Source organism: Streptomyces sp. NPDC003077, assembly GCF_040611095.1.
Taxonomy (GTDB): Bacteria; Actinomycetota; Actinomycetes; order Streptomycetales; family Streptomycetaceae; genus Streptomyces.
In genome coordinates this window covers 21,007-41,060 of sequence record NZ_JBEXNM010000061.1, presented here as the reverse complement: position 1 = coordinate 41,060, position 20,054 = coordinate 21,007, and the positions used below count along the sequence as shown (strand labels likewise).

At 73.8% G+C, this 20,054-nt stretch carries 16 protein-coding genes; 9 read left to right on the top strand and 7 right to left on the bottom strand.

Annotation, left to right across the window (positions count from 1 at the left end):
• The first annotated feature begins 45 nt into the window (after positions 1 to 45).
• The 4 genes from ABZX96_RS30020 to ABZX96_RS30005 all read left to right on the top strand — a co-directional run bounded on the left by ABZX96_RS30020 (position 46) and on the right by ABZX96_RS30005 (position 6,075).
• Complete coding sequence (locus ABZX96_RS30020; RefSeq protein WP_355550443.1) at positions 46 to 951, top strand: arginase family protein; 906 nt, start codon at positions 46 to 48, stop codon at positions 949 to 951.
• 300 nt (positions 952 to 1,251) lie between these two features.
• A complete protein-coding gene (locus ABZX96_RS30015; RefSeq protein ID WP_355550441.1) occupies positions 1,252 to 3,408 on the top strand; it encodes a DUF5107 domain-containing protein in 2,157 nt (718 codons plus the stop codon).
• A gap of 379 nt (positions 3,409 to 3,787) precedes the next feature.
• The gene (locus ABZX96_RS30010; protein WP_355550439.1) at positions 3,788 to 4,981 is read left to right on the top strand and encodes a sulfite oxidase; all 1,194 of its coding nucleotides are present in this window, start codon (positions 3,788 to 3,790) and stop codon (positions 4,979 to 4,981) included.
• Positions 4,982 to 5,151: 170 nt separating this feature from the next.
• Positions 5,152 to 6,075 (top strand): NADP-dependent oxidoreductase, encoded by a 924-nt coding sequence (locus ABZX96_RS30005; protein ID WP_355550438.1) that lies wholly within the window; start codon positions 5,152 to 5,154, stop codon positions 6,073 to 6,075.
• 149 nt (positions 6,076 to 6,224) lie between these two features.
• Here ABZX96_RS30005 and ABZX96_RS30000 read toward each other — a convergent pair whose 3' ends face one another.
• From ABZX96_RS30000 to ABZX96_RS29980, 5 genes are all read right to left on the bottom strand, one after another.
• Positions 6,225 to 6,581, bottom strand: a complete 357-nt coding sequence (locus tag ABZX96_RS30000; protein WP_355550436.1) for a VOC family protein — start codon at positions 6,579 to 6,581, stop codon at positions 6,225 to 6,227.
• Between the two features lie 253 nt (positions 6,582 to 6,834).
• Complete coding sequence (locus tag ABZX96_RS29995) at positions 6,835 to 7,674, bottom strand: methyltransferase domain-containing protein (RefSeq protein WP_355550434.1); 840 nt, start codon at positions 7,672 to 7,674, stop codon at positions 6,835 to 6,837.
• 180 nt (positions 7,675 to 7,854) lie between these two features.
• Positions 7,855 to 9,594, bottom strand: a complete 1,740-nt coding sequence (locus ABZX96_RS29990; RefSeq protein ID WP_355550432.1) for a diacylglycerol kinase family protein — start codon at positions 9,592 to 9,594, stop codon at positions 7,855 to 7,857.
• Between the two features lie 205 nt (positions 9,595 to 9,799).
• Positions 9,800 to 10,291 (bottom strand): CBS domain-containing protein, encoded by a 492-nt coding sequence (locus ABZX96_RS29985; RefSeq protein WP_355550430.1) that lies wholly within the window; start codon positions 10,289 to 10,291, stop codon positions 9,800 to 9,802.
• Positions 10,292 to 10,657: 366 nt separating this feature from the next.
• On the bottom strand, positions 10,658 to 11,056 hold the full coding sequence (locus ABZX96_RS29980) for a DUF2795 domain-containing protein (protein ID WP_355550428.1): 399 nt from the start codon (positions 11,054 to 11,056) through the stop codon (positions 10,658 to 10,660).
• A gap of 515 nt (positions 11,057 to 11,571) precedes the next feature.
• Between ABZX96_RS29980 and ABZX96_RS29975 the strand changes: the two genes are divergently transcribed.
• Entirely contained in the window at positions 11,572 to 12,189 is a 618-nt protein-coding gene (locus ABZX96_RS29975) for a phage holin family protein (RefSeq protein ID WP_355550426.1), read from the top strand.
• Positions 12,190 to 12,385: 196 nt separating this feature from the next.
• Positions 12,386 to 12,844 (top strand): VOC family protein, encoded by a 459-nt coding sequence (locus ABZX96_RS29970; protein ID WP_355550424.1) that lies wholly within the window; start codon positions 12,386 to 12,388, stop codon positions 12,842 to 12,844.
• A gap of 61 nt (positions 12,845 to 12,905) precedes the next feature.
• Here ABZX96_RS29970 and ABZX96_RS29965 read toward each other — a convergent pair whose 3' ends face one another.
• The gene (locus tag ABZX96_RS29965) at positions 12,906 to 13,997 is read right to left on the bottom strand and encodes an enolase C-terminal domain-like protein (RefSeq protein ID WP_355550422.1); all 1,092 of its coding nucleotides are present in this window, start codon (positions 13,995 to 13,997) and stop codon (positions 12,906 to 12,908) included.
• A gap of 826 nt (positions 13,998 to 14,823) precedes the next feature.
• Between ABZX96_RS29965 and ABZX96_RS29960 the strand changes: the two genes are divergently transcribed.
• Positions 14,824 to 15,684, top strand: coding sequence for a SigB/SigF/SigG family RNA polymerase sigma factor (locus ABZX96_RS29960; RefSeq protein WP_355550420.1), 861 nt, complete (start codon positions 14,824 to 14,826; stop codon positions 15,682 to 15,684).
• Positions 15,685 to 15,822: 138 nt separating this feature from the next.
• Here ABZX96_RS29960 and ABZX96_RS29955 read toward each other — a convergent pair whose 3' ends face one another.
• Positions 15,823 to 17,046, bottom strand: a complete 1,224-nt coding sequence (locus tag ABZX96_RS29955; protein WP_355550418.1) for a PAS domain-containing protein — start codon at positions 17,044 to 17,046, stop codon at positions 15,823 to 15,825.
• 585 nt (positions 17,047 to 17,631) lie between these two features.
• Here ABZX96_RS29955 and ABZX96_RS29950 point away from each other — a divergent pair.
• The gene (locus ABZX96_RS29950) at positions 17,632 to 18,600 is read left to right on the top strand and encodes an ANTAR domain-containing protein (protein WP_355550416.1); all 969 of its coding nucleotides are present in this window, start codon (positions 17,632 to 17,634) and stop codon (positions 18,598 to 18,600) included.
• A 103-nt stretch (positions 18,601 to 18,703) separates the two neighbouring features.
• Positions 18,704 to 19,915, top strand: coding sequence for an aminotransferase class I/II-fold pyridoxal phosphate-dependent enzyme (locus ABZX96_RS29945; RefSeq protein WP_355550414.1), 1,212 nt, complete (start codon positions 18,704 to 18,706; stop codon positions 19,913 to 19,915).
• Positions 19,916 to 20,054 lie beyond the last annotated feature (139 nt).

Below are 20,054 nucleotides of genomic sequence, written 5' to 3'. Positions count from 1 at the left end.
GGAATAGTGCTTGAAGATCAGAGGGTAGTCCGGTGGGATGCCGTCATGCGCCGCATTATCGTCGTCGATGCCCCCTCCAACCTCGGCCTTCGTCCGCCCGCACCCGGCACGGTGCCGGGTTGCTACAAGCTCGCCGGTGCCCTGCGCGACCAAGGGCTGCTGCGCAGGCTGGGTGCGCTGGAGGGCGGTGTCGTCGTGCCACCGCGCTATGACTTCGGGGACTGGAAGGAGGGCGACGGCGACTTCAACGCCGCCGCGCTCGCCACCTACACTCGCCGGCTGGCCGATCGGGTGGAACGGCATGTGCGCGACGGTGCGTTCCCCGTGCTGCTCGGCGGGGACTGCAGCATCCTGCTCGGCGCCGTGCTGGCGCTGCGCCGCGTCGGCCGGTACGGGGTCGCCTACCTGGACGGCCACGGCGACTTCCGGCACCCGGGCAACACCGCCACCTCCGGGCCGATCGGTGCCGCGGCGGGAGAGGGCGTCGCCCAGATCACCGGTCGCGGTCAGCCCGACCTCACCGACATCGAAGGGCGCGGCCCCTACGTACGGGACGAGGACGTGTATCTGCTGGGCCTGCGCGACGACGACGGGGACCGCGCGGAACTGTCCGCCCTGAACATTGGCCACCGGGTGGCCGGCGAGATTCGCGGGCAGGGGCCGGAGGCGGTGGCGCGCGAGGTGCTCGCCCACTTCCAGCGTTCGTCGACGGCCGGTTTCTGGGTGCACCTGGACGCGGACGTGCTGGACCCCAGCGTCATGCCCGCCGTGGACAGCCCCGACCCCGGTGGTCTGCTGCCGGACGAACTGGCCGCGTTGCTCGGCCCGCTGACCGCCTCGCCACGCTGCGTCGGCCTCAACCTCACCATCTACGACCCGGACCGTGACCCCGAGGGCGATGGTGCCGCACTCCTGGCGGATCTCCTGGAGGGTGCGCTCGCCCGTCCGTGAGCGCGCCACGACGGCAGGCAGGGACGGGGACAGGGGCAGGGGCGCAGGGACGCGGGCCCCGCCGAGGCACCGAGGGGTGAGCGTGCGCGCCGGTCCCTGCCGAGGTGGGGCTGAGCGTGCGCGCCCGGCGATCGCCCCGCGTTCGTGTGCCCGCCACGCGCTCGCGTCGTCATGATCAAGAGCCCATATGGATCGCATCTGGCCGCAAGAAGCCCTGTTCAGACGGGGCTTCACAGGGTTCCATGGTCAACAGGGGGCCGCCGCGCCGGAGGTGGCCCGGTCCGACCCTGTGAGGCAGCCGTGGCCACGCGTGTGCGCCGTACCACCCTGACCCTTCCCGCAGCCCCTCTGGGCCCCGACAATCCGCTGCCGCCGTTGCGCGCGCCCCAGGACACGCATCGCGTCCGGATCCCCAGGGAGGCGGAGCTGCCCGTCGACATGGCCCGGCAGATCGCCTATGCGCCACTCGATTCGTTGCTGCCCGTACGGCTTCGGGACGGATACGGCCGTGACCGAACGCCGACGGACATCGACGCGATCGTGATCGAGAACGACCGGCTGCGGGCCACCGTCCTCCCCGGGCTCGGTGGCCGGGTGTACTCCCTGCACCACAAGCCCACCGATCGGGAACTGCTCTACCGGAACCCCGTCCTTCAGCCCGCGGCGTTCGCCCTGAACGGGGCCTGGTTCTCCGGGGGCATCGAATGGAACATCGGGGCCACCGGTCACACCACCCTCTCCTGTGCCCCGCTGCACGCCGCCCGCCTGCCGGCCCCCGACGGCGGCGAGATGCTGCGGCTGTGGGAGTGGGAGAGGCTGCGGGACCTCCCCTTCCAGATCGACCTCTGGCTGCCCGAGGGGTCGGACTTCCTGCACGTGGGCGTCCGCGTCCGCAATCCCCACCTGCACGCCGCGCCCGTCTACTGGTGGTCCAACACCGCGGTTCCCGAGGGTGAAGGCACCCGTGTCCTCGCGCCGGCGAGGGAGAGCTGGCGGTTCGGGTACGACCGCACGCTGCGGCGGGTCCCCGTGCCCGTGCACGACGGCACCGACCACACGTACCCGCTGCGCGCCGCGCTCCCCGCCGACCACTTCTACGAGATCCCCGACGGTGACCGCCGCTGGATCGCCTCGCTGGACGAGCATGGGCACGGCCTGGCGCACACCTCCACCGACACGTTGCGGGGCCGCAAGCTCTTCCTGTGGGGCTCGGGCCGCGCCGGGCGCCGCTGGCAGGAGTGGCTGACCGAGCCCGGTACGGGGGGCTACGCCGAGATCCAGGCCGGATTGGCCCGTACCCAGCTCGAACACGTGCGGCTGGAAGGCGGGGCGGAGTTCGCCTGGCTGGAGGCGTACGGACCGCTGGCCGCGGACGCCGCGGCGGTGCACGGCGAGGATTGGGAGGCGGCCCGCGGCGAGGTCGAACGGAGTCTGGAAGCCGTGCTGCCGCGCGCCGAAGTGGACGCCGCGTACGCGGCCTGGCAGCCGTACGCCGACCTGGAACCCAAGGAACGCCTGGCCACCGGCTCCGGGTGGGGCGCACTGGAACGCGCCCGCACCGGTCAGGAACTGCCCGGCACCCCCTTCGAGGAGTCCACCCTCGGTCCCGAGCAGCTGCCCTGGCGGGAGCTCCTGCACACCGGCGACTTCCCGCGCGGTGGCCCGCTGCCCTCCGCCTTCCAGGTCGCACCGCCGTGGCGCGACCTGCTGGAGTCGGCCCGCCCCGGACCGGCCACCGACTACCACCTCGGCGTCGCCCAGTGGCACGCCGGCGACCGCGCCCAGGCGGTGCGCAGCTGGGAGCGCGCGCTCGCCCACGGCGCGAGCTGCTTCCCGCTGTACTGCCTGGCGGTGGCCGAGGCGGAGGCGGGGGAGACGGCGCGGGCGGCGGAGCGTTACCTGGAGGCGTTCGCCTGCGCCGTGGCCGGGTCGGCGGACCGTACGGAGGAGCGGGCCGAGCGCGCCGCCGGAAGCGCGCGGGGAGGCGCTGACGGGCCGAACGCGCGGGGGGACGCGGCGGGCGATGGCCCCAAGAGCCCGGCGGCGGCCCCGTCCGAGGGCGCGGAGTACCGGGCGCTGTCGGCGGCCCTGGCCCGCGAGGCCGTTCCGGCGCTGCTCGCGGCCGGTCGCGCCGACGACGCGGCGGACGTGCTGTCCGAACTGCACCCCGATGACCGCGCCAGGGGCAGGTTCGCCCTGCTCACGGCCCAGGTCCTGCTGGCGCGGGGCGAGGCCGCCGAGGCGCGGGAGATCCTCGACCGCGGGCTGGAAGTGGCCGACCTGCGGGAGGGCGACGAGACGCTGAGCGACACCTGGTTCGCCATCGCGGAGCGGCTGGTCGCGGGCGAGGGACCGGTCACCGCCGCGGTACGGGCCACGGCCCGTGCGGAGCACCCGCTGCCCGAACGGTACGAGTTCCGGATGCGGGACGTCGAGGGCGGTGGCGGGGAGGCGTAGAGAGGTGGGGGTGAGGCGCCGGGGAGCGGGGCGGAGGTGGGGGCGGGCGCTTTAGGACGGGCGGACGAGGACCGGGGAAGGCGTCGGAGGAAGGCGTTCGGAGGAGGCGCCCGAGGGAGGTGTTCGAGGGGGTTCACTGCCCGCTTGCGTCCGCATGTGGACGTCGAGGGCGGTGACGAGGCGGCGTGGTGAGTCCGACCGAGGCAACGGGAGAGGAGGTGGGGGCGGGTGTCCCAGGCCGGGCTGAGGTCTCGGGAGAGGGGGAGAGGACGGCCTTCGAGGGAGGCGTTCCGAAGGGCTCACCGCCCGTTTGTGTCCGTCAGATGGCGATCAGGTTCTTCCCCTCGTGGGGCGGGAAGCGCCGCCCTACGATTCCCGCATGATCACGCCGAGTCCGCAGTCCCGGCTCCTGTCCCGGCGGCGGCTGGTCCTCGCCGCCGCGGCCGGGGCCGTCGTGTCCCTCCCGTCCGTGTCGTGGGCCCGCCCCGCCGCCGCTCCCGGGATCGTCAAGCCGCTGCCGCCCGAGCTGTTCACCGTGCGCGGCACGAACGCCGAGACCAAGTGGGAGGCGCTGCGCGACACCGGTCCGCTCACTCCCGTGGACCGGTTCTTCGTCCGCAACCACACCTCCACGCCCCGGCTGGAGGCGGACACCTGGTCGCTGCGGATCTGGGGCGACGGGCTGCGCGGCGGCCCGGTCTCCTTCTCGTACCGGCAGTTGCGGGCCTTGCCGTCCGTGACCCGCACCGCCTTCCTGGAGTGCGCGGGCAACGGGCGCGGTTTCTACACGAGCCAGCAGGGTGACGAGGTCACCGGCACGCCCTGGACGCTCGGCGCCATCGGTGCGGCGCGTTGGCGCGGCGCGCGGCTGGGGGACGTACTGCGGCTGGCCGGCATCACCCGGGAGGCCGTGGACGTGATGCCGCGCGGACTGGACGACCCGTACGTCAGCGGGGGAGTGGACCACGGGCGGGTGCGGCGTCCGCTGCCCGTGGCCAAGGCCATGGACGACGTCCTGCTCGCGTACGAGATGAACGGTGCCCCGCTGCCGTACGACCACGGGTACCCGGTGCGGGTTCTGGCGCCCTCGTGGATCGGCATCGCGTCCGTCAAATGGGTGGGGGACATCGAGGTGTCGGCGCGGTCGCTCGGCTCGCCCTGGAACACCGAGTTCTACCGGCTGTTCGGCCCCGCCTACCCGCCCGGCGGCAGCGCGCCGCTGACCCGGCAGACTGTCAAGAGCGCCTTCGAGCTCGCGCCGGGCGCGGTGTTCGGGGCGGGCCGCACGTACCGGCTGTCCGGGCGTTCGTGGTCCGGGCACGGCGCGGTACTGGCCGTCGAGGTCAGCACGGACGGCGGCGCGCACTGGCGGCCGGCCCGGCTGCACGACGCGCCCCGGCCGGACGGCTGGGTGCGTTGGAGCGTGCCGTGGCGCCCGGAGGCACCGGGGCGCGCGGCGCTGCTGGCACGCGCCACCGACGCGGCGGGGCACCGCCAGCCCGAGCGGTCCGTTCCCAACACGCAGGGGTACCTCTTCGACGCCGTGGTGCGCCATCCGGTGACGGTCAAGTGAGCCCTGTCGGGGAGGCGGCCGGCGGGATGGGCCGTCCGGCGGTGCGGGGCTCGGCCATCCGGGTCCCGGGGCGGCGGGTCCTCGTCGGCGGGGGAGTGATCCGGGCGGCGGGGGAGTGATCCGGACGTATCGGGCGAAATGAACTCCCGTCTCACTCGTTGGGGACGGTTGTGAAAGCAATCATCACCAACAGCTACGGCAGCCCCGACCAGCTCGTCTTCAGCGACCAGCCGACACCCAAGGTCGGTCCGGACTCCGTCCTGATCCGAGCGAAGGCGGCCAGTGTCAACCCCGTCGACTGGAAGATCACCGCGGGTTACCTGGACCCGATCATGAACGTGCACTTCCCGCTGATCCCCGGATGGGACGTGGCGGGGGTGGTGGAGGCGGTGGGCGCGGACGCCACCGAGTTCACGGTCGGCGACGAGGTGATGGGCTACGTCCGCAAGGACGAGGTCCAGCACGGCACGTTCGCCGAACTCGTCGCCGCACCCGTACGGACCTTGGCGCCCAAGCCCGCCGAACTGGACTGGCGGCAGGCCGCCGGGCTGCCGCTGGCCGGGCTGACCGCCTATCAGAGCCTCAAGCGCGTCGGCGTGGGCCGGAGCGACACGGTGCTGGTGCACGCCGCGGCCGGGGGCGTCGGCTCGCTGGCCGTACAGATCGCGGTGGCCCTGGGCGCCCGCGTCATCGGCACGGCCGGAGAGCGCAACCACGACTTCCTCCGGTCGCTGGGGGCTCAGCCGGTGACGTACGGGGACGGGCTCGCCGACCGGGTCCGCGCGCTGGCGCCCGAGGGCGTGGACGCGGCGGTGGACTACGTGGGCGGCGGGATGGTGGACGTCTCGCAGCAGGTGCTCAAGGACCGCTCGCGGGTCGCGTCCATCACGGACGGCGAGGTGACGGCCAAGGGCGGGCACATGGTGTGGGTGCGGCCCAGCGGCGCGGACCTCACCGCGTTGGGGGACCTCGCCGCCGCGGGGCAGCTCACCGTGCACATCGATACGGCGTTGCCGCTGGCTGAGACCGCCGAGGCGTTCCGGCGCAGTCAGGAGGGGCATACCCGAGGAAAGATCATCTTGGATATTTCCTGATGCTTCCTGTCGCTTTCGGAGGTCCCTGAGGGGCGCGGGAGTGCGGACGGTCCGGGGTCTCTTCCGGGAGTGCTGACGTGCCGCGGACCGATCGCGGCTGTGGGATGCGTCGGCGACGGCTCGTCACACGAGTCGGCCTCGGACCGGTCTCACCCGCCCGCCGACCGCCGGTCCACGTACTCGAAGACCGAGCCGTCCGGGTGGCGGGCGATGACGTTGCGGCCGAGGGGCGTGGGCAGCGGGCCCGCGATGATCTGTGCGCCGACCGCCTTCAGGTCGGCGACCGCTTCGTCGACGTCCGTCACGGCCAGCGTCGCCGTGATCTTCCTGAGCAAGGACATCTGCGCTTCCGGTCCGCTCATCAAAAGGAAGCAGCCGACCGCCGCGACCGAGACGCCGGCGTGCTCGAAGCGCAGCGCTTGGGCTCCGGTCAGCCGCTCGTAGGCGCCGATCGCGGCGTCGAGGTCGTCGACGCACACCCGCAATGAGGTCCCCTGGATCTCCATGCGGAGGAGCCTAGTTGGACGGGGTGCCGGGGCGCGACCGGGCGCCATGACCGGGGCGGGACGCCAACCGCCGGGGTGCGAACGGCCGGTCGGCGCGCGCCGACCGGTCATCGTGACCGGCCGCGTCACCGTGGCCTGCCCGCGTCACCGGCCCTCCCCGTCCCGCGCGGTACGGACAGCGTTCGGACAGGTCGGACGGGTCGGACGGGTCGACAGGTCGGACGGGTTCGGACGGCCAGGCGGATCGGACAGGTCACACACGGCACAGGATTTCGCCGTGCAGCACGCTGAACCAGCCGTCCTCCTCGGCGCCCCACGCGCGCCATGCCGCCGCGCTGTGGGCCAGCTCCGCCTCCGTCGCGTGGCCGCCGTCCACCGCGTGCCGCGCGTAGGCGGACGCGAGGGTGCGGTCCGCCCACAGGCCGCTCCACCAGGCGCGTTCGTCGGCGGTGGCGTAACACCAGGTGCTCGACGTGGCGGTGATGCCGTCGGCGGGGAACCCGGCCTGTCGCGCCCAGGCGTGCAGGCGCCGGCCGGCGTCCGGTTCGCCGCCGTTGGCACGGGCGACCCGCCGGTACCGCTGCAGCCAGCCGTCCAGTCCCGGCGTCGCCGGGTACCACGTCATGGCGGCGTAGTCCGCGTCGCGGACGGCGACGAACCCGCCGGGTTTGGTGACCCGGCGCATCTCCCGCAGCGCTTGTACGGGATCGGCGACGTGCTGGAGCACCTGATGGGCGTGGACGACGCAGAAGGAATCGTCCGGGAAGTCCAGGGAGTGGACGTCGCCGGCCACGAACCGGACGTTCGTCAGGCCCCGTTCGCCGGCGGTGGCGCGCGCCCGGTCCAGGATCTCCGGCGCGCTGTCCAGCCCGGTCACCCGGCCGTCCGGCACCAGGGCGGCGAGGTCGGCGGTGAGGGTGCCGGGGCCGCAGCCGATGTCCAGGACCTCCATGTGGGGGCGCAGCGAACCGAGCAGGTAGGCGGCGGAGTTCTCTGCCGTGCGCCAGGTGTGGGAGCGCAGGACGGATTCGTGGTGGCCGTGGGTGTAGACGGCGGCCCGGTGGTGCTGCGGGGCGGGGGACGGGGACGGCATGGCGGACCCTTTCGCTGCGGCGTGGCCACCGGAGGCGCGGTCACCGGTGGCGGGGTGACCCGGCCCACCTCGCGAGCCCGACGCCTTCCGGCCTTCCCGGCCTTTCGGGAGTGGCCGTCGGAGCCCTCCGAGGTGGTCGCCACACCGTACGCCCGTCGCTCGCATGCTGAGAAGTGCGTCTCAGGATTCGGGAACCAGGCGGTAGACGGTCAGGGCCTCGTTCTCCTTGTCGATGACCAACTCGCCCGGTGCCTCCATCACTTCGCCGTCGTACGCGAGCGTCGTTCCCGCCGGCAGGCCACCTATCCGCAGGTCGCGCAGCCGCGCCTCGTTCAGTACGGGGGAGTGCCGCAGCGCGCCCGTCAGCGATGCCGTCAGCAGGCGGGTGCGGGCCAGCAGACCGCCGTACACCGTCCGCACGTCCAGCACCCCGTCCGCCAGGTCGTGCCGGCGGATCGGGGCCAGGCCCAGCCCGCGGTAGGAACAGTTGCCGACGAACAGCAGCCACAGGGAACGGCGCCGGCCGTTGATCTCGGCGGTGACGGGTGCGGCGGTGCGCAGCACCTCCCAGGCGGCGAGCACGCCCGCGGGCCAGGCGCCGATCCGGCTCGCCCACTTCTCGCGGATGCGCACCAGTTCCGGGTACGCGCCGATGGAGAACGTGTTGACGAAGTACCGCGCCTCTTGGTGGGGCGTGGCCCGGAAGCGGGCCAGGTCCACGGCCACCGCCTCGCCCGTCTCGACCGCGCGGGCGGCCTCGGCCAGCGTTTCGATGCCCAGGTCGTAGGCGAAGTGGTTGTAGGTGCCGCCGGGCAGCACGGCCAGCGGCAGGCCGTGCCGCGCCGCGACCGTCACCGCCGCGTTGACCGTGCCGTCACCACCCAGGACTCCCAGCGCACCACCCTGACGCGCGGCGCGCTCGGCGGCCTCCTCCAGGGCCTTCACGAGGGGCTCGGCGTCCGTGTCGGCGCACGGCACCACGTCCGCCTCGGGCAGCACGGCGCGCACCTCCTGCTCGCGGTCCGCGCGGGTGGCCGTCCGCTGCCCCGAACCGGGGTTGACCACGACGACCAGCCCCCGTCCGCCCGGCAGCGCGGGCGCGTCGGCGCGCGGCCGGGCCGGCGGCGCCACCTGTGCGCGGGTGGGCGCCAGCCCGCGCACCGCGAGCGCCGCGCCCGCGCCGAGCGCCGCACCGGCCAGCACGTCACCGGGGTAGTGCACGCCCGTGTAGACGCGGGAGAAGGCCACCGCCCCGGCGAGCGGCACGAGGGCCAGCCCCCACGCCTTGTTCTCGAAGGCGACCCCGGTCGCGAACGCCACCGCCGACGCGGCGTGTCCGGACGGGAAGGACGAGGTGAGGGGCTGCCGGCGCAACCGCCGGATCATCGGCACGGCGTCCAGCAGCGGTCGCCGGCGGCGTATCGAGCGCTTGCCCAGCGTGTTGACCGTCAGCGAGGCCGCCGCCAGCGACGCGAGGCCGCGCAGCGCCGCCCGGCGCGCCGGACGTCCCCCCAGGGCGGCGGCGCCCACCGCGATCCCGGACCACAGGAGCCCGTGGTCGGCGGTGCGGCTCAGGCGCGGCAGCACGCGGTCGGCGCCGGGCCAGTGACGGTCCGCCACCGCGTGGAAGACCCGTCGGTCCAGGGCGCTCAGCGCGGCGCGGAGGCGCCGGCCGGGACGGGGCGGGTGGGGGCCGGTGGCCAGGCGTTCGGCGAGCGGGGTCGCCGCGGAGACGAGCGCGCCGACCGGGGCCGAGACGGTGCCGGTCGGCGCGGGGCCGCTCATGGCCTGCGCGGCGGTGGTCAGCGCGGATGTCGGCAGCTTGGATGCCGACAGCTTGGACGCGGACGACTTGTTCGCGGACAACTTGGCCGCGGGCGATTTGCGCGTGGGCGACTTGGACGTCGACAACTTGGTCATCGACAACGTGCGTAGGGCCTTCCGCGGCATGGTCTTCCTGAAGGTGGATATCCGGGGCGTGGTGGTCATCCTGGGCATGGCCTCCGTCGCGGTTGCCGGTCCGGCTCTCGCCGGCTGTCCGGGCGTGCGGGAAAGGTGGCGGGGGCTCCCGGACATCCTGGGAGCCCCCTGCCGACGATGGGGATGCCGGTACCGGCCGGCGCCGTCACCTCAGACCGGAGAACCCGGGACCGCCCGGGGAACCGATCGGCGGGATGCCGGTGCCGCCGTTTCCCGGCCAGGTATCGGGGGCGGCCCGGCTGATGTCTGCGAGGGCCGAGCCCGGGTCCTGCTCGCGGGCGACGTCGCCGATGCTGACCATGCCCACGGCAGTGCCGTTCTCGACGACCGGCAGGCGGCGGACGGCGTTGGCCCGCATCAGTGCCACGGCGGTGGAGATCTCCTCGTCCGGGCCCACGCAGACCGGCTCCGGGGTGCACACGGAGCGGCAGGAGACGGTGAGGGGATCCGCCCCGTCCGCGACGGCGCGCAAGGTGATGTCCCGGTCCGTGACCACTCCCAGGAGAACGCCGTCCTGCGCCACCAGCACGTCCCCGATGTCCTGAGCGCGCATCAGTTGGGCCGCCTCGACCAGTGAGGCGTCCGGCTGCACGGCCGCTACGGCCGGCGTCATGACGTCCCTTACCAGCAGTGCCATGGTCTGCTCGCCTTCCTTCGGTTGGGCCGGTGGATGGGTCGACGGCCGGGCCGGCGGCGGAGCGGTGGCTCGCTCTGCGCCCGGGTCCGCGGCTCGGCCTGCGATGGAGCCGGCCCCACCGCAGTACCCCCACGGGCGTGCCCTATGCGGCACCGGTCCGGGCGCGCCGGCACGGCCGGTCGACTTCCGGCCGTCCCCTGACGGCGCGCCAGGGGACGGCCGAGCCGGAGTCTTTCCCGAGCGGGCGGAGTGCGTCTTTCCGGAACGGGTGGAGTGCGCCTTTCGGGAACGGGCAGAGTGCGTCCTTCCGGAACGGGTAGAGCACGTCAGGACCGTTCAGGGCGGGCCGGATCCGGGCGGAACGCATCAGGCGGTGCCGGTCCGGCGCGGCGGATCGTGGAGCAGTGCCGTGACCAGTTCCTGCACGTCGCGGTAGGGGCCGTCCGAGGGCAGCGCGCGCACCGCCTCCACCAGTTGGCCCGGCGCCCGGCGCTCCAAGAGGGTGCGTACCAGAGCCCGCCGCTCGGCCGGGAACGGACCGCGCCCCAGACGGCGGCCGAGCTCGAAGCGCAGCAACTCGCCCTGGTTCCACGGACCGCAGCGGCGCACCGGGGAGGACATCACCTCAGGGTCGCCGTCCGCCACGGGTTCGGGGTCGTGCCACTCCTGGACGCGGGCAGGGCGTCCGGAGCGCACCAGGTTCCTCGGTTCGTGCTTCCTCTCGTCGTCCCGGCGGGCGCTCGGCCGGTCGCTACGACGTTGCATGACGGTCTCCTCCCGGAGCTCGCTTCGTCCGCGTCGTGAGCGCGCACGGTGTCGTGGCCGGGGCGGGTACCCGGGGGGGCACCCCGGCACACGGCCGCCCGGCCCTCCGTGCCGCACGCCCGAACCGGGCGGGAAAATCGGAGGTTTGGACGCCTGCCGTTCCGGTAACCCGGGGTCCGGCCGAGCGGCCGTTCCGGCCGCGGGGCACGGCATGGATGGGGAGCGGGAAGTCCGGGCACGGGATGTGGGGTCCCGTGCCCGGACGCCTGCGGGGCCCCGGTGTCCGGCCGGGCGCGGGGTCTCCGGTCCGGCTGTTTGTGTGTGGGGGGCGACGCCGGGGCGTACGGACGGGGATGCGCCGGGGCGTACGGACAGGCGGGGGACGGCGGATGACGGCTCCCTGCCGGTCGCCCCCGCGCAGCCGCTCCCGCGCGGGTCGGACCGGCCGGGGCGCGCGCCGAACAGATCGCCCCGCTCGCCAGTTACGTCCCGGGGCTCGCGGGTACTCGCGCGCCATGACCGAGAAGAAGATCACCGAGCAGAGCTTCGCGGGCCGGAACGACGGCTCGCGGCGGTCGGCGGCGGGCGGCGGGCACAGTGGTGCCGCCCGGGAGCGCCCGGACACCGCACGGCCCGGTACCTTCGTCCGGGACCTGGCGGAGCCGGTCGCCGAGGTCGTGCGCGAGGAGCTGCGCCACGAGATCGCGGTGGTGCGCGAGGAGTTGCGCGCACAGATACGGCAGGAGGCGCGGCGGCGCGCGCTGCGCATGTACGGCGGCGCGATGGCGGCGGCGCTCTACGGTGCCGGAACGTTCACCGCCTTCCTCGTGCTGGCGGCCGGCCTGGCGCTGCCCGCCTGGGCCGCGGCGCTGGTCGTCGCGATCGTTCTGGGCCTCCTGGCCGTCATCCTCCGGAACGCCGCGCGGCAGCGGCGTACCCGCGGTCGTATGCGCCGTCGCGGCCCGCAGGAGACGCCGGCGCCCGACGAGGTGCCCGCGGCGCCGAGGCACTGGACGTCGCCGGGCACCGGGCCTTCCGCGCCGGGGGCATCAGGGGGTGCCGCGGTGCCGGGGCCGGGGATGTCCGTGCCGGACGGTGTGCAGGGGTGGGGCCTGCGCCGCGAGACCCGCTGAGGAGCCGGTCGCCGGTCCACGGCGGCGTCGCGCGGTCCGTCTCCCGTAGATCATCGCGCTGTACGCGCGGCCGGTCCGGACGCATGATGGGGCGACGCATACACAGCGACGCATGAGCGGTGGCGCACAGGCAGCGACACATAGGCAGCGACACACAGCCAGCGACGCGTACGCACCCTCGTGAAAGGACATTTCGGTGGCCGGTCAGGACAGTCAGCGCGACGAACCCTCCAACGTTCCCGGCGCGTCCGGTGGTTCCGGGGCTCCGGAGGCCGCGTCCGGTGCCCCGGCCCGGTTCAAGGACCTGGCCCTGGACGGCCTCGACCACCAGGCGCTCGCGGACTGGTGGTGCGCCGCCATCGGGTACGTCCGCAAGTGGCCGAGGGACGCGGAGGGCGTGGCGGAGCACGATCCGGTGCCGATCGTGGACCCGGCCGGGTCGGGGCCGCTGATCTGGCTCAACCGGGTGCCCGAGCGGAAGACGCTCAAGAACCGGATGCACTTGGACGTGTACGGGTCCACCGAACGGCTGCTGCGCCTGGGCGCCACGCTGGTGCGTGAGCGGGACGCGGACATCGAATGGGACGTCCTCGCCGACATCGAGGGCAACGAGTTCTGCGTCTTCGTGCCGCGCGGCGAACAGCTGAGTGGCTGAGGCAGGGCCGCGTCCGGGCCCGGAGCAGGGCCGCCGCCCCGACCGCACCCCGGTCAGAGGATCAGATCACCCGGTACGGCGTCGCCTCCTCGTGCCGGAACTCCAGTCCGTGGCCCGGCAGCCCCTTGGCCGCCGGGTGCACGGCGCCGCCGGACGGGTCGAGTCCGCCGTCGAAGAACAGCGACTCGATGCGGACGTGGTCGTGGAACCACTCGATGTGCCGCAGGTTCGGCACGCAGGCCGCCGGATGGGCGTGGACGTGCGGCGCGCTGTGCGCGGAGACCTCCAGGCCGTGTGCCTCGGCCAGGGCCGCCGCGCGCAGCCACACCGTGAGCCCGCCGCAGCGGGTGGCGTCGACCTGCAGGCAGTCCACGACCGGGGCCATCCGCGCGAAGTACGGCAGGTCGTAGCCGTAGCCGCCGGCCGCCACGTCCGTGACGACCAGATCGCGAACGATGCCCAGGCCCGCGAGGTCGTCCGAGGACACCGGTTCCTCGAACCACCCGACGCCCTGTTCGGCGAGCGCCTTCCCGATCCGTACCGCCTGCTTGCGGGTGTAGGCGCCGTTGGCGTCCACGTACAGTTCGGCGCGCGGTCCGATCGCCTTGCGGGCGTGGCGTACGCGGGCGAGGTCGCGATGCACCGCCCGGCCCCACTCCTCGCCTATCTTGATCTTCACCCGGCCGATTCCCTGGCCGTGCACCCACCCGTACAACTGCGTCGCCAGGTGGGTGTCGTGATACGTCGTGAAACCACCGGACCCGTACACCGGCACGGACTCCCGCACCGCCCCGATCAGCCGCAGCAGCGGCAGCTCCAGCAGCCGCGCCTTGAGGTCCCACAGCGCGATGTCCACCGCGGACAGCGCGCAGGCGACCAGGCCAGGGCGGCCCGCGTTGCGCACCGCCCGGCTCATCGCCTCGTAGGTGCCCTGCACGTCCAGGGCGCTGCGGCCCAGCACCGGCCGGGCCAGCAGGTCGCGCACCACCGACGCCGCGTCGGCCGCCGCGTAGGTCCAGCCGAGGCCGGTCGTCGTACCCGAGCGGGCCTCGACGACGATGACGGTGGTGGTGTCCCAGGCGAGGGTGCCGTCGGCCTCGGGGGCGTCGGTGGGGAGGGTGTAGGCCGTGACGTCGAGCCGCTCCACGTTCATGGTTGCTCGGTGGCTCCTCGGGTCGCTGGTGTGGTGTGCCGGGGTGGGGGAGGGGCGGGGAGAGAGGGCGCTGGGCGTGCGTGGTCGGAGGGGATGGACACGGCGGGCGATACGGACGGGGCCCGGTGTGCCCGTGCGGGCGTCGGTTGTATCGACCGGTTGTGCCGATCGGTCGTGCCGATTGCTCGCGTTGACTGCTCGCGTTGACTGGTCGTGCCGATGGGTCGCGTCGATTGCTCGCGTTGACTGGTCGCGTCGATCGGTTGCGTCGAGTGGCGGGACGACTGCCGGGCCGGCGGGGTCCGGGCGGGCCGGGCGGCGTCGTGCCGAGGGTGGTGAATGGCGGGTAACCGCGCCGCTCCAGCGGAAACGCGCTTTCGGTGTTTCCGAGCTTTCGATGCCCGTAAGAAGGACGCGGAACTGACGGCGCGTCGTGTGCGTCGGCCCCCCGGACGACGGCCGTTTCCCCGCACGCGCCACGTGAGCTGAACGCGGACCAAGCGTGAATCGACGGCCGCCTTCGTCGCCGACGGCCGCCTTCGTCACCGTGGTCGCCTTCCTCGCCGTTGCCCGCTTTCCTCGCCGTTGCTCGTCTTGCTGGTCGTCTAGTTGGTCGTCTTGTTGGTCATCTTGTTGGTCGTCTTCGCGGGCGCCGAGTCCTCACACAGGAGGGGCGTTTACGGGTACTTCGCTCGGGCACGCGAACTGATGTGCTTCGGACCGGAGGCACGCCCGTGGGAGCAGCGCTGTTCTGTTCTCCGAGCGTGCGAACCGGTGCGCTCGCTCCCACGAGGATCACCCGTCCACCGATCAGGGAGCCGAGACCATGCCTTTCGCGCCCACGCAACGTGCCCAGCGCACGCAGCACACGCAGCGCACGCAGTACACGCACCGCTCCCGCCGGGCGCAGAACAAGCACCCGCACGACGACGCCCCCGACACCGCCGCGGACTTCCGGCGGCTGGTCACCCTGCCGCCCGGGGAGGAGCGCGACGCGCTGCGCCAGCGCATCGTCTGCGCCTGGATACCCATGTCCGAACGGCTCGCCCGGCAGTTCCGCAACCGGGGGGAGAGCACCGAGGACCTGGCGCAGGTCGCGGCGCTCGGCCTGGTGAAGGCCGTCGACCGCTACGACCCGGACCGCGGTTGCGCGTTCGAGAGCTTCGCGGTGCCGACGATCGTCGGCGAGATCAAACGCCACTTCCGTGACCACATGTGGGGGCTGCACGTCCCCCGCCGCATCCAGGAACTCCGCAACCGGGTACGCGCCGCCACCCAGGAACTGGGCAACGCGCCGGACGACCGCCGCCCCTCCGTCCAGGAGATCGCCGCGCACACCGGCATGACCGAGGAGGAGGTGCAGCTCGGCATGGACGCCTTGGAGAGCTACTCCACTCTGTCCCTGGACGCCGAGCTGCCGGGCGCGGACGACGGTTACGCGCTGGTCGACACCCTCGGGAACAGCGAGCCGGGGTTCGACCTGATCGTCGACCGGGAGGCCGTCAAGCCGAAGCTGCGCAGCCTGCCCGAGCGCGAGCGGCAGATCCTCTACCTGCGGTTCTTCTGCGACATGACGCAGAGCCGGATCGCCGACCGGCTCGGCATCTCCCAGATGCACGTCTCCCGGCTGATCAGCCGCACCTGCACCCGCCTGTGCAACCAGGTGACGGGCAGCGAGGCGGCCTGATCCTCCGTGGCCGACGCCGAGGGCTGTCTGATTCCCGTGACAGGCGCCGAGGCCGCCTGATCGTCGTGACTGGTGGCGAGGCCCCCTCACGGGCGACGAGGACCGCCGGCCGCCCCTCCCTCAGAGCCCTCAGAGCCCTCAGAACTGCAGCACCAGGCCGAGATGCCGGGAGATCCGGTCGAGTACGCCGGCCTCGGCCATGCTGAAGGCCCGGCGGCCCCCCGTACGGAAGAGCGTGAGGACGCCCCGGACCGGGCCGGTCTTCGAGCGGAGGGGCACGCACAGCAGGGAACTCACCACCGCGCGGGCCAGGATCGGGACGCCGTCGGGGTCGTACCCGTAGGCGCCCAGGTCTTCGGGGCGGACCTGGAGGTTGGCGTTGCCCGAGCGGGCCACCTCGGCGACCAGCGGGCAGCGCGCGGGCTCCTGGTCGCCGAGCACGGCGGCCAGGAGCCCGCACGGGGCGTCCTTGTCCGGATCGGCGTCCTCGGGACCACCGGTGCCGTCGGTGTCCCGGTCGTTCCCGGGCCCGAGCACGGTCACCCGTCGCAGCGGCCCACCGCCCCGCGTCACCACGTCGACGATCACCCAGTCCGCGAACCGGCCGCGCAGGACGCGCGCGGCCCGCTCCAGCAGGGCCACGGAGTCCCGCGCGGGCTCCAGCAGGGCCGAGGTCATGTCGTCCAGCAGGTCCATCAGTTCGGCGTTGCGGGTCACCTCGGAGAGGCCGGGACGCGGCACGCGGCGGGGTGTCCCGGGATGGCCCGGGGCGGCCCCCGCGGCCATGGTGTCCACGCCGGTGTGGAAGGCGGCGAGAACGGAGGTGCCCGGCTCGCCCGGCGGGCGCAGCGCCGTCATCGTCACGCGCAGCGACTCGCCCGCCCGCTGCGAACCGTCCGGGGCGGGCAGCATCCGCACCACCAGGCTGCGATCGCCCTCGTTCCGCGCCACCGCGGCGACCTGCGAACGGAAGGCGGCCCGCACCTCGGGGCTGAACGAGGCCGTCAGCGGCCGGCCCGTCGCGTACCCGGCGCGCATCCCGAACAGCCGGGTGCCCGCGAAGTTCAGCCGCCGTATCACCGCGTCCGGCCCCAGCAACGCCACGGCGAGCGGCAGCCGCTGGAACAGGGCCCGCAGCAGGTGCTGTTCGTCGTTGGCGCGCCGGACGCCGTTCTCGCGCTCCTCCCCGATCCGTTGCTCGAAGCGGGGCAGGAAGACGTCGACAACGTGCTGGAGTTCAAAGAGAGCGGTGTCCAATACGGACAGCCGCTCTTGGGAAGGCAGGGCGCGTGCGGCGCGCAACTCTTCCACTCGTCTGCGGAAATCCTTGAGTTCGGCTTCCACCTGCTCGGCCCCGGACATGCCCACACCGTAGCTCCTGGATCTGACACCCGTACCCCGGGGTGAAGGGCGGGAGTCGGCCGTATCCGGCGGAGAGGACAAAGGGGGAGACAAAGCGGGGTGCGGGGAACGGGGGCCGGGTGGCGGGCACGATCGGACACGGAGGCGGACGCGAAGGCAGACATGGAGGTGGACGCGAAGGCAGACACGGAGGCAGACGCAAGGGAGCAAGAGGAGAGGACAAAGGGGGACATGGAAGGAGACAAGTAGGACGATCGGGACGACCAGGAAGGGGACGAGGAGGGGGACGGAGGGGTGGACGAAGGGGTGGACGGACCCGGAGCCCGGACCGGAGGCTGGTTCTGAAGATGCCCCGGGCACTGGACCGGACGCGGGTTCGGAAGATGCCTCCGGCACAGGACCGGACGCGGGTTCGGGGAGCGTTCCGAGTGCCGGTTCCGGGAGCCGTCATGGTGCCGGACCAGCCAGGAAGGCGACGGGAAACCGTCGTTTTTCCTCTCCGGCCCCCGGGCAGCCGACCAGATGCGAGGGCCGGCGTGACCCGTTCCCGGCCCCGGACAGACCGACCAGGATGTGATCGCAGCGATGTCCACCCGCACCCTCTTCGCGACCGGCGAGCCCGATCTGGTGGAGGGCTCGGCCGTCCGCAGCCTCGCGCACCTCGCGGAGCAGGCCGCCTGGTGCACGCCCGACAGCTGCGGTGCCGCCGCTACCGTCAGCACCGGTCTGGACGGAGCGGAATCCCCGACCGCCGTCACGCACCCCGACCTGTCCGCGCTGGTCAGCGTGCAGTGGGAGACCGGTGAAGGCCCCATCCCCACGGCGCTGGACAGCGGACGCGCCACCGAGGTCATCGATCTCCTGCACGAGGACCGCTGGCCCGCCTACCGCGCCAAGGCGCTGGAAGCCGGCGTACGCTCCAGCGCCACCCTGCCGTACCACCGCGACGGGATCGCGCTCGCCATCACCGTCTACGGCTTCCGTCCCGGCCTGAGCGTGGACAAGGGATGCACGGCCACCGACCTGCTCGGCGAGCTGGCCGCCACCGGCCTGGCCCGCGAGCGCCGCTACCGCGAGGCGCTCGTGGAGGTGGACCAGCTCGACACCGCCCTGCGTACCCGCCCCATCGTGGACCAGGCGTCCGGCATCCTCATGTACGTGCTCGGCTGTGACGCGGACGCCGCCTTCGCCACCCTGCGCAGGCTGTCGCAGCGCACCAACCGCAAGCTGTCCGACCTCGCCGCCGCCCTGGTCCGTACGCGTGGCCACGGCCTGGAGAAGGAGTTGCGCTCCCTCGGCGAGGAGGACGGCGACCCCGCACCGGGCCACCGCACCGCCGACCGGGGGACGGCTCGTACGGCGCGGGGCACCGCGGCGCGCGCCGCGACGGAGCCGGGGCGTGCCGTGCCGGCGTCTCGTGCCGAGCCGGTATCGGGTGCCGAACGGCCCGGGGGCACTCCCGCCCGCGCCGAACGGACGGTGCCCGGCTCGGCCCGGTGCGCCGCCGAAGCCCTCTCCAAGTGCGGCAAACGCCGCGGCTCAGCCGACCGGTGACGTGTCGCCCCGCGCCACCGCCTCCGCGATCTGCAAAGGTGGTCGGGGCCCGTGCTCGTGTGATGGGCCCACGAACGACCTGCCGTGGAGTGTGGAGGTACGGATGCAGCGGACCGTCCTGGCTCCGGAACCGGGCCGGGTCCCGGAGCCGGACCCGCCGGCGGGGCTGCCCGCCCTCCCGGAGCTCGTCGCCCACCTCGCCGCCGTCGCGGCGCGGACCGAACCCGAACCGCCCGGCGGCTCCCCGCCGCTGCGCACCGCCGCCTGCGCCTACTGGCAGCGGCGCGGCCTGGCGACCGCCCCGGACCAGGTGCTGGCGGCCCCCGGCGCCCCCGGCCTCCTCCTCGCGCTGCTCGCCGCGGCGGGGGGCGAGGTGCTGCTCTCCCGGCCCTGCTCGGAGTGGTATGCGCCGCAGGCCCGCCTGCTGGGACGGGCGGTGCACCACACCCCGGGGACGGCCGAGTCGGGCGGCGCGCCGGACGCCTTCGCCCTGCTGGAAACCGTGCGCCGGGTGCGCATGACCGGCGGCGAGCCCCGCGTGGTGGTGCTCTCCGTCGCCGACGACCCGACCGGCACCTGCCCGCCCCCGGAACTGCTGCACGAGGTCTGCGAGGCCGCGGCGGGCGAGGGGCTGTGGATCATCAGTGACGAGACCCGCCGCGACACCCTGCACGACCCGCACGAGACCGTCCTGCTCAGCCCGGCGGAGATGCTGCCGGAGCACGTCGTGATCCTCACCGACCTGCGGGCCGGGCTCGTCCCCTCCTCCTGGCCGGCCGCGCTGGCCCGCTTCCCGGACACCGTGCGCGGCGCCGCGCTGCACGCCGCCACGCTGGCCATCCTGACGGACCTGTGCACGCCGCTGCCCGGGCCGCTCGCCGGTGCCGTGGGGCACGCCCTCACCGAGCCGACGTCGGTGCGGCGGCGCGTCGCCGCCGCAGCCCGGGTGCACGGCACCCTGGCCACCGCCGTGCACCAGGTCCTCACCAGGTCCGGCGCGGTCTGCCGTCCGCCGCGGGCCGGCAGCCACCTCTACGCCGACTTCGAACCGGTGCGCCGCTCCCTGGCCGCCCATGGGGTGACCGGCCCCCGGGAACTGGAACGGGAACTGGCGCCCTGGTCCGCGCGCGGCGGGCACCGCTTCGGGGACGACCCGCAGGCGCTGCGGGTGCGGCTGAGCACCGACGCGCTCCTCGGCCCGGACGTCAACCACCGGCAGCGGGTGCTCCGTGCCACCCATCCCCTCCAGGTACCGCACGTCTCGGACGCGCTGACGACCTTGTCGGCCAGGCTGACGGAGCTCACGGAGGGCTGAGGCTCTGGGGGCGGCGCGCCTTGTAGGTGCCCTGTGGGTGCGTGCGTGGGGGCGCGGCTGTCGGGTGGACGTTGGCGGGATGTGTGCGGCTCTGGCGGGTGCGCGGCTGTCGGTGTGGGCGTGGGTGGGGGTGGGGCGT